Here is a 12,716-nt window from a genome sequence, read left to right as displayed (position 1 = left end):
ATTCCGTAACCTATGAAAAAGCTTCTGTTTTCTACTCTGTTTGTTGTCGGCCTGGCCGCTTCGGGCTTCGCGCAGCCGAAATCTCCGGTGGGCCTGCAGTTGTATAGTTTTCGGGCGCAGTTTCCGAAAGACGTGGCCGGTACGATGGCGAAAGTCCGGGAAATGGGATTTCGGGAGGTTGAACTCGCCGGAACGTATGGACTCTCCTACGCGGATTTCCGGAAATTACTCGATAAAAATGGGCTGAAACCGATTAGCACCGGGGCGTCGTATGAGGATCTGGCGAACAACGTGCCGAAGGTGATCGATGAGGCTAAAGCACTGGGTGTCAAATACGTAATGTGTGCCTGGATTCCCCACAATGGCGACGTCTTTACGCTGGAAGATGCCAAAAAAGCGTCGGATGTGCTCAATACCGCCGGTAAACTGCTGAAAGATCACGGGCTTTCCTTTTGTTACCACATTCACGGCTACGAATTTCAACCTTACAAAGACGGCACATTTTTCGATTACCTGGCCGAAAACCTCGAACCGCAGTACGTAAATTTTGAAATGGATGTTTTCTGGGTGAAGCACCCGGGTCAGGACCCGATTGCGCTCCTGAAAAAATACCCGCACCGCTTCCCGCTGATGCACCTGAAAGACCGCAAACCCGGCACGCCCGGTAACAACACCGGCCACGTCGATGTGGAATCAAACGTAGCGATTGGCAAAGGCGATCTGGGTATCGCCGAGATCATGAAACAAGCCAAAAAATCCGGCGTCAAGCACTTTTTCATCGAAGACGAATCGTCGCGCTCGATGGAGCAAATGCCGGAAAGCGTGGCCTTTCTGCAGGGATTGAAGTAGCCCTGCCCTGACAGCGCCGGGCCGTCGATACGGTCGAAGACCCTGTCAGCGGCAAGATGGCTTATTAACCTCTTTTTATTCAAATACTTATAAAAAAGAAAGACCCGGCCAGCGGCAATTAATTAGCCAGACGCTGACTGTGTTTTCCTTTCTATTCAGTAATAGCAATATTGTTTCCAATAAATAGCTAACCAGCCGCTGACAGGGTCTTCGACCGCTGTCAGGGCACGACACCCTGTCAGCGGTGGAGTTAGTCAAGCCGAAACTTTCAGTTGCTTCCCTTCCGTTCGCCGGTTTTTCTGCGGATCATACGCAATGAAAAAGGTCAGCCACGAACGGCGGGCCAGCCGGAAAAAGTACGGCGTCAGCAACACCAGCGTTGGAACCAGACCGATCAGGTAATAATCCAGATCAACCTTCAGCCAGGTGACAAACGTAAAGAAGGTTGCCAGGGTGTACAGGGTGTAAAACGCATAACTCACGAACATCGAACCCCAGTAGAAGCCCGGTTCGGGCATGAGCACTTCCCCGCAATGCTCGCACGTTTCGTGCATGTCGTCGAACCGGCGGCTGTAGGCGCTGCTAGTGACGAAAAAGTCGCCCTGGTGGCAGCGGGGGCATTTATTGAATACGACGCTGTATAATCGATTGTCTTTTAGCATGGCTCACGTACTCATCGAGTTAGTTCGTGAGTACAGGGCAAAGGTACCAGGCGGTTTTTCCAAACGGAAAGACAAAACCGGAGAGGTATGGTACAAATCAACGATTACGCAGAAATAGTCTGGCGAAACTCGGCGGGCGTCTGGCGGGTGTGCTTTTTGAAAAACCGGACAAAATAGGAAGGATCTTCAAAGCCCAGCCGAAACCCGATTTCCTTGACCGATTGCGCCGTGTGCGTCAACAGGCGTTGCGCTTCGATAATCAGTCGTTCGTGCCAGAGTTGGCTGGCGGTTTTTCCCAACACTTTTTTACAGATAAAATTGAGGTAATTGGGGGTTAAATGCATCTGTTCGGCATACGACGCCACCTCCCGAACCGTCAGAAACTGCTGTTCCAGCAATTCTTCATACTGCCGAATCCGGTCGAACAAATGGATTTCCGTGTCCGTTTGCCGCTCCGTATACAACCGGTTGGCGGTTTCCAGGATGAGATGGACAAATGAAAGAAAAACCTCCGGCCGGTTGGGTTGCCGCGAGTCGTATTCCTGCCAGGCATATTGAAACAAATCCTGAAACAGAGCCGGTGAATTCTCCACTTCCAGCAGTGGCTGGTGCTGGTGCGAATGAAAAAAAGAGTATTGAAACAAGCGGTTTCTGAACCGGCTCCGAAAAAAATTTGCTTCAAAAAACAGGTTGAAACCTTCGATGTCCTGCGACAATTGCCAGCTGTGGACCTGGCCGGGCGTCAGAAAATAAAGCTGCCGGGGCGCAATGGAATAGGTTTTGAAGTCGATCGTATGCGTGCCACTGCCTTTAATGATCCACATCACCAGGTAAAACGTGTGCGAGTGCGGTTTGTCGATTCCCTTTAATTCCTGCACCAGCTTTTCCAGCCGCGTCATGTAAAAAAGTGCGTTGGGCTCGTGCCTCGGAAAAGCCTGAAGTTTGTAAACCGGGACTGGAGGTGGCATGATTTTTATCGAGATAAAAGCGGTGAGACAAGAGACGATTGACCATTGACCATTAATTGGACGCTAATAAGCCTATGGCTTTTGCCAATGGTCAATTGTCCTTAGTCGATGGTCAATCGTCAATGGTCTATCGTCAATGGTCACCATCAAATCCCATTTTTCGCCACCCGCTTCGCGCGCAGAAACCGGTTCAGTTCATAGACGTCAAAGTTGGGGGCCGACGGATCGACGCTCGTGATGCGAATGTGGCCGGATGAGTGAATAAACTCGTTGTTACCGATCCACATGCCGACGTGAACCACGCGCTCGGGTTTGTCGCCGGTGGCGGGTTCGCCGAAGAAAAGCAGGTCACCCGGTCTAAGCTCGGCGAAGTTTTTCCCCGGTGTAGCGATTTCCTCACCCACATTGACCTGCTGCGAGGCATCGCGCGGCAATAGCTGCCCGTTGAGCATGTAGACGGTTTTGGTAAAACCGCTGCAATCCATGCCTTTCACCGAGGTACCGCCCCACAAATACGGAATGCCCATGAAGCGTTTCGCCGTGCTGACCAATGCTTCTTCGGTGGGTCTGGACGCAGCCTGCCAGCGGTCAAACCGCTCCGCTTCGCGCTTGGGAACATAGCCCGTCCGGCCGTCGGGATACCGGACCTGAAAATACTGCCGCTGCTCGCTGACCAGAACCAGCGTGTTTCCCGCCACAATATCGGATACGGTTTGGGAGCGTTTGTCGGGCTGGCTATAGACAAAACCAAAAGGGCGCGTAAAAATGACTTTCTCGGCGGATTGCCACTGCTCAAAATCGGCTTTGGTCATGAGTTGAATGGCTCCCGCGTCCGTCCAGGCGATGTATTGATCGGGTGTTTGCACCTGGTACCAGCTCCGGTCTTTGTCCCAAACCTTCAACGGCATACCCAACAGCGCCTGCGTCGACAGTTCGGCGGCATTTCGGGCGTTCGACCGCAGGTTGGCAACCGAAACATTGGCGATGGCGTAAATTTTCTCGCCCAGTGAGGCCGCCGGCAGCAGCTGGATCTGATCGACCACGGGAATATCGGCGGCCTTGAGCTGGCTCAACAAGGCCTGTTTGGCCTCCGGCAAATTCGTAAACCCCGTCAACTGGCCGGTAGAATCGACTTCAACGTTGAAAATGGCCACGCGTTTATCCGGTGCAAACTGCTTCCGAACCGCATCGACAAGTTGAGGAAGCGTTTGCGCAAAACCGTCGGCAGCCATCATACAGAGCAGCAAAAAACCGATACAAATTCGTTTCATGACACGTTACAACCAGCAGGTAAAATTCGAAGAGAAAGATAATTGACAAAAACCGTAACCCGCACACAAACCATCATTTTTCGTTCAGAACAGGCTGTTTTCACAAAAATACGAAAGCCAGAGACGAATACGAATCTGGCTTTTACGGGTGTGGAGGTTTTGGCTACGGTTTTCAGTTTATGGTTATGGCTAATGCAATTGTAATCGCGCGACAGCCACCGAAAACCGTATACTATTTATTTGCATTGAAAGAAAGCAACAGGTCGTCGCCCTTCTCGGATTTTCCGGATATGTTGAAGATGATAAAACCGCCGTCGGCGTCGCCAATCCGTTCGCCGTCGGAGTAGAGGCCGAAAACTTTGCCGGATTCGCGGATTTCAATGTCAAATTTTTCCAGAACGGGAATATTGCCTTCTCCCTCGATGAAAAGGGTCAAATCGAGCGTGGCTTTTCCATCCGATTTTTTGGTGATTTTGGCCGTTCCGGAGGCAACCGTTTTATTGCCTTCCAAAACCGGTAACTTTTCCAATTCGACTTCATTGGCGCCATTGATGAAATGAAAAGAAGTCAATTTATAGCTACCCACCACTTTAGCCGCCGGTTCAGCCGGTTGGTCGGGGGTTGGATCGTTGTTATCTTTTTTGCAAGCGACAATTGCACCGAGTACAAACAGGAAAATGAGAATTCTTTTCATTGGTAAAGTTGTTTTGTTCGCTGCAAACCTAGCGTTGAACGCTTCGAAACTCAACCAATGGTTACATGAATCGTCAATTTCCCTGACTGAACCGTTACCAATTCAGCCTGAACCTGCCCTATGGCTCATAACTCACCCGAAACCGGCTCAGATCCGGCTGATTAGCTCGTTTCCGCTCCGCTTCATAGTCAAAAATGATTCGTCCGAGGTTGGCCAGAAAGGGATAACCGATTGTCTGGTAATCGTATTTATCATCATTGAAAATTCCGTCGTCGTTGCAGTAAATTACCGCCGACAGCAGAAACTCCACTCCTTTGTCGAAATCCACAATGTACGCGTTGTCGATCAGGTAACCGTAAGCCCCGCCAATTTTATTGAAGATCCGGATTGAGGGCGGTATTTTGCTTTTCGTATCGCCAAAGACCAGAAACTTGGCGATGCTGTCGTAAAAAGTGGTGTCGTATTTTGGATAGGTCGACTCCCGCGGCAGTTCGGACATGTAGCGGTATAAAAACCGGTAATCGTCAGAAGTGAGATCGAATTTTTCACGGGCCGGAACGTCATCGGGAAACAAAACCGCCCGCAACATTTCCTGCTGATCCTCCAGCGAAAAATAGTTTTTTTCGGTAAAATCGAACGGCTCTTTCACCAGCGTTCCGTCCTTCATATAGCCAGTTCCCCGGCGAATCGGTTTGTCAGGTTTCACAATTTTATCGCATACCTCCGCCGGTTGCCGGTAAAAAACAGTATCGGATCTCGCGAAGGTAATGGCATTCGTGTGGCGGTTTTGTTCGGGGGTTAACGGAAGCGAAAGCCGGTGGGTCATCCGCAGGTTGCGGTAGCCTTTGTCGCGCAGTTTTTCGTTAAACTCACAGGGGCCAATGAATTCATACAGCCGGTTAAAAGCGTTGTTGTCGCTGGCAAGAAAGATCTTTTTGCTGTACTGCGCCACCGACGGCAGTCCATCTTTGGCCGACAAATCGCTCCGACTCGCTGTCTGATAAGCCTCGGAAGAGTCGGTCAGCATAGGCGTGTAAATCGATAAACCAGGGTGTGTTTTGCTGAGCTGATTGATCTTCTCCAGCGCCAGTAAAACCGCCGGAAATTTGACGGTGCTGGCAGGATAAAAATACCGGTCTTTGTCGAGCCTATAGCGGTAACTTTTGAACAGCGGGCGGTTCTGTTGGTCGCGGTTGATCTGCGTGTACAGAATCTGAACGTCGTATTTGGCCGGATCTTTGAGAATACGCCCAAACAGCTCCGGATTTTTTTTCAGCAGTTCTTCCAGAAACTTGTCGGTGTGCTGCGCCTTCGCGGACTGGAAAACCGAAATGAAAAGTAAAAAAAAGAGCGTTAAACGGCTGATTTTCTGACTAATGTTCCCGATGCATTCATCCTGTTTTTCCATACAGCTTTTCGCCTAATTGTTCGATGTCCTCGGGTCGGTGTAACGCATTGATGACGATGCGGGTATTGGGCTTGTCAGTGGGCGATGGATAAGCGAACGAATACACAAAAATCCGATTCGATAACAAGGACGAATATAACCGATCCTGCGCAGTATAAAAGACCGGATAGTCAGGAATATGCTGGAATAAATCCGAACTTCCGACCCGGTTTTCGAACCGGCGAATATTTTCCACCAGTTGTTTAAAAGCTGAAAGGTAAAGGTTCTGTGACTGACAAAACGCATAGAGGTAGGCCGGAGGTATGGGTGAGCAGGCGCCGAAAAAAGCCGTCCGGCGAATCGCGTTCAGCGTTTCTGAATCGGAAAAAATAACCCCGCCCGGCAACCCCATCGCCTTCGCCAGCGACGCGGTGATGATCAGCCGGACGTTGGGCCGATCCGGAATCCGGGAGCGAATTCCGCTGCCTTCCGGCCCAATGATACCCAGGCCGTGCGAATCATCGACCAGCAAGGTAATCTGCTGACTATCGGGCAGTTGATTTACCCAATCGAACGAATAATCCAATGAAAACAAAGCGTCTACGGAATTTACCGCAATGACGACATGCTGCGAGGTTGCGGCTGCCAACAGGTCGGTTAGTTGCCGGGTCCAGGCGTCGAACGACAGTTGCGGCAGCGTGAGCGTCGGTTCCTGCCAGATGGCCGGGTGGGCGTTCGGGCCGTAAATGAAGCCAAAATCCTGCGCCTTGAGCCAACTCACTACGGCCTGACCCGCCAGCATGCCCGACGACAGGGTCAAAGCCGCTTCGGCGCGGGCAAACTCGGCCAGTTTAGCCTCGGCCTCTTCATAAATGCGGAGTTGCAGATTTCCGTTACGCGACGAGCCAAAAACCGTTCCGTACCGCGCCATTCCTTCGGCCAGCCCCGCCCGAAATGATGGGTTCTGCGCGATTCCGAGGTACGACGTTCCGCTGAAAAACAAATATTCCTGCCCGTCGAGGTTAATGGTTCGGCCGGGCAGGTGGTCAATTGAAAAATGATTCGTCATAGGTTCGCGCCCGTTCCGTTTTCATTCGCGTACACCACCCGCCCGAAGTCAAAAGTCACGCCCGTAGCCGGGTCGTTGGCAATGAGCAGCGTTCCGTCCATGTCCACGTAATCGAGCAGAGGCAGCAACTGCGCGATGGCCGAAATGCCGACGCTGGTTTCGTTCATGCAGCCCACCATAACTTTTAACCCCAACTGCCGGGCTTTGTCGATCATGCGCCGGGCGGGCGTCAGTCCTCCGCATTTGGTCAGTTTGATATTGACGCCGTGAAAATACCCCGCGCAACGTTCCACATCGCTTTCTATGATGCAACTTTCGTCGGCAATCACCGGTAAAACGCTCTCCTGCATTACGCGCTGCATGCCTTCCCAATCGTCGGCTTTGAGGGGTTGTTCGATAAACTCGACCCCTAAGTCCTTCAGAACAAGCGCATTTTGAATGGTGGTTTCGGCCGTCCAGGCGCAGTTGGCATCGACGCGAAAAACCGCATCGGTATGGTTGCGAAGTTCCCGAACGATGGCCAGATCGTTGGGTGTGCCGAGTTTAATTTTATAAAGCGGCCAGGGAAGTTCCTGCATTTTCCGAACCATGACTTCCACCGAATCGATGCCGATGGTATAGTCCGTAATGGGATTGTGATCGGCGTTCAGATTCCAGTGCCGGTAGAGCGGTTTTCCGGCCCGTTTGGCGATGAGATCGTGCGCGGCTTCGTCTAACGCGCACTGCGCGAACGGGTTATCTTTCAGTTGCGCATGGCTCAATTGCCAGAGTTCTTCGGCGGTTTTCCACTCGCTGGCTTCGATCAGTCCGCGAATTCCTTCCAGTGCGTCGATCATCCGATCGATCGTAATGCCGTAGTATTTGTTGGAAGTGGCCTCGCCAAAACCGCTCAGCGGACCGTCCTGCAACTCAACGATGAGCGTCGGCTGCACGTCGCGGGAATCGTGGGCAATGGTAAAGGTGTGTTTCAGTCGGAGGTCGAAACGGTGGAAACGGAGGGAAATGGGCATATGCGGTATTTGGTGTATCGTTTACGGTATACGGTTTTTGGTTTACAGTTCAGAGTCTATAGCTAACTTTCATAATCTGCATCTTGCCAGGTATGCGAGCGCAGACTCGTCTTTCCCACAATCGTCGATGGTCGATCGTCAATGGTCTATCCCCAACCACTCACTGCCGGTTTGAAATCATAATGGCCGTCAGGTCTTCGGCATTGCGCAGGTCGCTGGCGACTTTCTGGCTCCAGCGTTCCTGTTCCGCGTGGTTGAGGCCGTGCTGGGTTTCGTCGTCGTATTGCTGCTGCCACCGGTTCATGTCGCGGTAGGCTTCCAGATACAGAAACTGCACGCGGCTGTTGTAATCGTCTAGGTCCATGTGTTCGTCGGAAGCAATGCGTTGCTTGAACCGTTCCACAATCAATTTGACAATATCGAAGTGTTTTTGCTCGTGCCGCAGACCGTAATCGTCCTTGTTTCCCGGCCGCACCCACGACATATTTTTGACCATAAACGTCTTGAACGTCAGTTCCACCAGCAGGTAGCCATTGACCCAGCGGCTTCGGCCGTCGTAGGAAAAAGTCGGAAAAATCGAGGCCGCACTCCGGCTGCTCAGCCGGGGTTCGCCCTGAAAGTCATCCCAGGTCAGCGGGCGGAGCGGGTGATAAAAAACCGTATCGCCCGATGCCTGTTGAATGCTGTAGTCGATGTACGCAAATTTAATCCCTTTCACCAGCGCCGGGCTTTTGTCGCGGTTGACTTTGATCCAGTTGGACAGGTATTGGGCCGCGCTTTCCAGCGCTTTGCGGGCCACCAGTTCCAGCCGATCGGTTTGTCCAAACGAGCGGGTGTAAATCGTCCGGGCGGTGTAAGTCGTTAACTGAATGGGTTTTCCATCCCGCATGACATCGAACGCCAGTTCCAGTCGGCAGGTGCCGTCGGCCTGGGCATCGGTTTTAATTTTTTCCGTGAAGGTAAATTCCCGAATGCGAATAATGACCGGCACCCGCGTGGAATCGGGCTGAAAACCGGGGCGCAGCAGATCGTCGAAAACATCCGTCACATCGTCGTTACTCCGAACGGGAAGATTGCCTTTGGATGCGGACAAAATAGACCCAAGCTGTGATTTCCCGTTCCGTTCGTCCCTGATCCGGAGCAGCGAAAACGTGGCGTTTTTTACCAGAACCGGCTCTTTCCTGAATGCAATCCAAACCGGTTCCTGCCGGGCCCACGCCAGTTGCACAACGAAAAAGCCCAGAAAAAACAACAGCGGTTTCACTGAAATGATAGCGATAAAAAGGGACCACGATACCTGATAACAAAGTTAAGCGTTGTCTTGTCTTTTTACAGAAAAAAAGGTGCCTCGCGCGGCACCTCAAAACAGTTTTTTCCGGCGGAGTTTGAAGTTTATTTTCTGACGATGAATTTGAACGTACGGTATTGCCCCGGCGCATTGATATGTAAAATATACAAACCCGTCGCATAATTCCGGGTGGAAAGCTGCTGTTCCGGTTGCGTGATTTTAAATTGTTCTTTCACCCGGCCCTGGCTATCCATGACCTGAATCGTAGCCCCCGGCTCAATTCCTTTCAGAACGAGTAAGTCGGTGGCCGGGTTCGGATAAAATTCGGGAAACAGCCTGTCTTCGTTGGTATTGATGGCTTTAACCGGCGTAAAGTCAACGTGTCCGTTGACGTCTACCTGCCGAATCCGGTAATAATTGATTCCCTGGAAGGGCGAACTATCGATAAACTGGTAGCTTTCTACTCCATCAGGATTACCTCGTCCGGGCACCTCGCCCAGGCTAAAAAACTCGGCGGCATTCGTACTTCGTTCCACGACAAAATGATCGTTGTTAAATTCTGAGCTCGTCGACCAGGCAACAACCACGTCTTCCTCCCTTTTGTTCAGGCTAAAACCGGAAAAGACGACCGGCAGCGCACAAGTTGCATTCGAAACCGACGCGATGTTGGAATCCATCCAATTCAGGCGGTTGGTGATCCAGGTTTTCAGGTAATTGACTTCATCAAGCAGTGTGGCACCGGTATAAGACGGCTCGTCGGTCCAGATGGGAACCCCAAGGATCGGCCATTTCTGGAAATTCCGATCATACGCTCCCTGATTCAGTAAGGCATACTGGCTGTCGATAAAAGCAATCAGCGTGGCAGTTTTCAAGGTCGTTTGCCGGAGTTGCTGGTAGCGGGCAATCAATTTATCCCGGTAATTACAACAACTCAGCAACTGACCCCAGAAAAACGGCACTGGAAAAGACGGATCGCCCGGCCCCAAATAGCGCCAGCCCTGATAGCTCTGGGTGTTTCCCAAAAAAGGAGTGGTCAGATAGCCATATGCCTGGCTCATGTCCCAAATCGGTCCGGCCCGCAATTTCCCACCCTCGTTATCGCGCTGTTTGGAAAAAAAGGAGCTAAACCGGTAAGCGTCGGCATTGCTCGTCATTTCCTGAAGCAAAAAATGATCGATAAAGGCATCGTCCGAAATGTATTTACTATAACCGTTGATCGCATCACAAACCGTCGGGCCATTGGCAGCGGTTTCAAACGCCTGAATGTAACTTTTGATGTAATTGAATTGATCGGTCGTAATGTCCTTATCGTTGGGCGCGTGCGTAGCCCAGATGTGTCGCGCACTCGGATTTGCTCCCGGACTTGCGTAATCCGAAGCCCAGCGGTGGCCGGGGTCGTTGTTCCCGCAGGCTTTGTCAATCTTGACAATGTAACCGCCCGACAGTTTAGGAAGGCTGTTGTCTGCGGGGTCCAGCTTTTTAACATCCACCCGGCCTGCGTCCCGCTTAACCCGTTCTTCGAGCACATAAATCCCCTGATATTGTCCATCAATCACCAATTCGACGTATTTGGTGCGCGACGCATAGTTGCCAGTGAGGTTCGACATGTAAAACGTCAGGGCGTCCCGCATAAACGTTTTATCCGAATACGACGCATTCAGAACCCAGTCGCTTTCCGTCGGAAAACCAAACAGGTCGTCCTTCAAATCATTGGCGGTGTTGGCGGGATCGCGGAGTTCAAAACCGTACGATTTTTTTGGAAAGTTCTGGCTGCTGCACCCCCGGAATTCCACCTTGGCCTTGCCGTTGTGCTCGTTTGGCGGATCGGACAGGCTGTTGATTCCACTGGCGTTATTGATAATTTTCAGGTCCGCCAGGATGCCGGGCTCGTCCGTAATTGTCTGGTTATTGGTATTGATACTGACAATCGGAAGATTGGAAAAAGTAAATGTCTGGGCAAAATTATTGCCTGTACAGGCAATAAATACCAGGACAAAAAGCAGAAATAATCTCATTCGTGAACCGTGTGGATAGATTTAGAGAATAAACCTAATCCCTTTCTTTCACATAATCAAAAAACCGGCCACGAATAGGTAATAAATTGATTACCAATGATCAATAAGTATTTCATCAGCAAACAATAGTATACTTGTAAGCTACTTAAACTCCAAATCGTTAACTAAATTTCAAACCAAGAATATCGCCAGCCACCGGGTTTTCATTCCTTAACGGAACGTATAAACCGGGAAGGCCTCACCGGCCTTAAACGCGGATTGTTCGGACGGTAATTCCATAAAACCGTCGCATTGCAGCAGGTTTGCGTAATCTGCCGAGCCGCTACCGGGCAACGGCTCCGCCAGCCACGACCCATCCGGACTGATTGACAAACTGACCGGTAAATAATACGTCAATCGGGGTTGAAACATAACCGGTTGGCTCAGGCGGGCGACGGTCGGCTGTGACAACCGCAGGCCCAGCGACGCGTTGAGCCACGGCAGCAAGTACCGGTAAGCGCACAAAAAGGTCGAAACCGGATTTCCCGGCAATCCAAAAACCACTTTTCCGGCTTCCGATGCCCCAAACCACAGCGGTTTTCCGGGGCGTTGCGCCACCTGATGAAAGACCTGCCGAACGCCCAGACGCTCCATCACGCCCGGAACAAAATCGGCTTTCCCGGCCGAAACTCCGCCACTCAGCACCAGGGCATCGTAGTCATTCAACAGCGATTTCAGTTCGGTTTCCATCGCCCCGGCGTCATCGGGCAAATGCAGCAGGGCGGTTTGGGCCCCGACGGTTTGCAAAACCGTTTGCAGCAGATACGTATTCGACCGGCGAATCTGGTACGGTTCCGGGGTTTCCGATACATCGACCAGTTCGTCGCCGGTCGAGATCAACGCAATCCGGGGCAGGCGACTCACCAGAACCATCGCTTTTCCAACCGACGCGGCAACGGCCATTTCCGGCGGACCGAGTCGGGTTCCGACCGAAGCCAGTTCGTCGTTTTGTTTTCGATCCGTCGCCCGTTGATGAATATTCTGGCCCGGCAGCACCGTTTCGATGCGGATTTCGGCCACGCCTTCCGTTATCTGAATGTCTTCGTACCGAATAACCGTGTCCGTTTCAAGTGGTAACATGGCTCCGGTCATCACTTCCAGGCAGGCGGTTTCGTCGTCCAGCGTCTGGGCGGGCTGCCCGGCAAATTGCGCTCCGGCCACCCGGAAATGCCGCTGCCCGCTGGCAAACGATTGGTATCGAATGGCGATGCCGTCCATCGAAACCCGATCGAACGGGGGCAGATCGCGGTCGGCCACGAGCGGTTCGCGCAACACCCGCCCGGCGGCTTGGGCCAACGGAATGGTTTCGGCGGGTAGAACCAGCGGATGTTTCAGGACGAGGGAAAAAGCTTCGGTAACGGAGAGCATATTCTTTTTTTTGCAAAACAACGAAAGAACGGCACGCAAAAACGCGGATTGCCGGGAATTTACCAGAAACTTTGTAAATAGCCCACAACCCGCGCT

11 protein-coding genes are annotated in these 12,716 nt (G+C 51.8%); 1 reads left to right on the top strand and 10 read right to left on the bottom strand.

Features of this window, described 5'->3' with window-relative positions; all coding sequences use genetic code 11:
• Positions 1-12 precede the first annotated feature (12 nt).
• Positions 13-849 (top strand): sugar phosphate isomerase/epimerase family protein, encoded by an 837-nt coding sequence (locus tag GJJ30_RS25615; RefSeq protein ID WP_154178014.1) that lies wholly within the window; start codon positions 13-15, stop codon positions 847-849.
• Between the two features lie 254 nt (positions 850-1,103).
• On the opposite strand, the gene GJJ30_RS25610 is transcribed toward GJJ30_RS25615, so the two are convergent.
• The 10 genes from GJJ30_RS25610 to GJJ30_RS25565 all read right to left on the bottom strand — a co-directional run bounded on the left by GJJ30_RS25610 (position 1,104) and on the right by GJJ30_RS25565 (position 12,620).
• Positions 1,104-1,511 (bottom strand): DUF983 domain-containing protein, encoded by a 408-nt coding sequence (locus GJJ30_RS25610; RefSeq protein ID WP_154178013.1) that lies wholly within the window; start codon positions 1,509-1,511, stop codon positions 1,104-1,106.
• Positions 1,512-1,615: 104 nt separating this feature from the next.
• Positions 1,616-2,479 (bottom strand): helix-turn-helix domain-containing protein, encoded by an 864-nt coding sequence (locus GJJ30_RS25605; protein ID WP_154178012.1) that lies wholly within the window; start codon positions 2,477-2,479, stop codon positions 1,616-1,618.
• Between the two features lie 146 nt (positions 2,480-2,625).
• The gene (locus GJJ30_RS25600) at positions 2,626-3,750 is read right to left on the bottom strand and encodes a C40 family peptidase (RefSeq protein WP_154178011.1); all 1,125 of its coding nucleotides are present in this window, start codon (positions 3,748-3,750) and stop codon (positions 2,626-2,628) included.
• Positions 3,751-3,982: 232 nt separating this feature from the next.
• The gene (locus GJJ30_RS25595) at positions 3,983-4,444 is read right to left on the bottom strand and encodes a hypothetical protein (protein ID WP_154178010.1); all 462 of its coding nucleotides are present in this window, start codon (positions 4,442-4,444) and stop codon (positions 3,983-3,985) included.
• A 118-nt stretch (positions 4,445-4,562) separates the two neighbouring features.
• Positions 4,563-5,852, bottom strand: a complete 1,290-nt coding sequence (locus tag GJJ30_RS25590) for a serine hydrolase (protein WP_154178009.1) — start codon at positions 5,850-5,852, stop codon at positions 4,563-4,565.
• Positions 5,836-6,900: an aminotransferase class I/II-fold pyridoxal phosphate-dependent enzyme gene (locus GJJ30_RS25585; protein ID WP_154178008.1), complete on the bottom strand. Its 1,065-nt coding sequence runs from the start codon at positions 6,898-6,900 to the stop codon at positions 5,836-5,838. The genes GJJ30_RS25590 and GJJ30_RS25585 overlap by 17 nt, the downstream gene beginning before the upstream one ends.
• Complete coding sequence (locus GJJ30_RS25580) at positions 6,897-7,904, bottom strand: dipeptide epimerase (RefSeq protein ID WP_310588422.1); 1,008 nt, start codon at positions 7,902-7,904, stop codon at positions 6,897-6,899. Before GJJ30_RS25580 ends, GJJ30_RS25585 begins: the two co-directional genes overlap by 4 nt.
• Positions 7,905-8,070: 166 nt before the next feature.
• Positions 8,071-9,174: a DUF922 domain-containing protein gene (locus tag GJJ30_RS25575; RefSeq protein WP_154178006.1), complete on the bottom strand. Its 1,104-nt coding sequence runs from the start codon at positions 9,172-9,174 to the stop codon at positions 8,071-8,073.
• Positions 9,175-9,302: 128 nt separating this feature from the next.
• Positions 9,303-11,213, bottom strand: coding sequence for a CotH kinase family protein (locus tag GJJ30_RS25570; RefSeq protein ID WP_154178005.1), 1,911 nt, complete (start codon positions 11,211-11,213; stop codon positions 9,303-9,305).
• Positions 11,214-11,423: 210 nt separating this feature from the next.
• Complete coding sequence (locus GJJ30_RS25565) at positions 11,424-12,620, bottom strand: molybdopterin molybdotransferase MoeA (RefSeq protein WP_154178004.1); 1,197 nt, start codon at positions 12,618-12,620, stop codon at positions 11,424-11,426.
• Positions 12,621-12,716 lie beyond the last annotated feature (96 nt).

The organism is Larkinella terrae (assembly GCF_009668025.1).
Classification (GTDB): Bacteria; Bacteroidota; Bacteroidia; order Cytophagales; family Spirosomataceae; genus Larkinella; species Larkinella terrae.
Note: the sequence above shows the minus strand (reverse complement) of the source record. Positions and strands in the feature narration are given on the sequence as shown.

Coding starts and splice junctions, on each gene's coding strand:
- GJJ30_RS25615 (WP_154178014.1), top strand. CDS start 13: ATGAAAAAGCTTCTGTTTTCTACTCTGTTTGTTGTCGGCCTGGCCGCT.
- GJJ30_RS25610 (WP_154178013.1), bottom strand. CDS start 1,511: ATGCTAAAAGACAATCGATTATACAGCGTCGTATTCAATAAATGCCCC.
- GJJ30_RS25605 (WP_154178012.1), bottom strand. CDS start 2,479: ATGCCACCTCCAGTCCCGGTTTACAAACTTCAGGCTTTTCCGAGGCAC.
- GJJ30_RS25600 (WP_154178011.1), bottom strand. CDS start 3,750: ATGAAACGAATTTGTATCGGTTTTTTGCTGCTCTGTATGATGGCTGCC.
- GJJ30_RS25595 (WP_154178010.1), bottom strand. CDS start 4,444: ATGAAAAGAATTCTCATTTTCCTGTTTGTACTCGGTGCAATTGTCGCT.
- GJJ30_RS25590 (WP_154178009.1), bottom strand. CDS start 5,852: ATGGAAAAACAGGATGAATGCATCGGGAACATTAGTCAGAAAATCAGC.
- GJJ30_RS25585 (WP_154178008.1), bottom strand. CDS start 6,900: ATGACGAATCATTTTTCAATTGACCACCTGCCCGGCCGAACCATTAAC.
- GJJ30_RS25570 (WP_154178005.1), bottom strand. CDS start 11,213: ATGAGATTATTTCTGCTTTTTGTCCTGGTATTTATTGCCTGTACAGGC.
- GJJ30_RS25565 (WP_154178004.1), bottom strand. CDS start 12,620: ATGCTCTCCGTTACCGAAGCTTTTTCCCTCGTCCTGAAACATCCGCTG.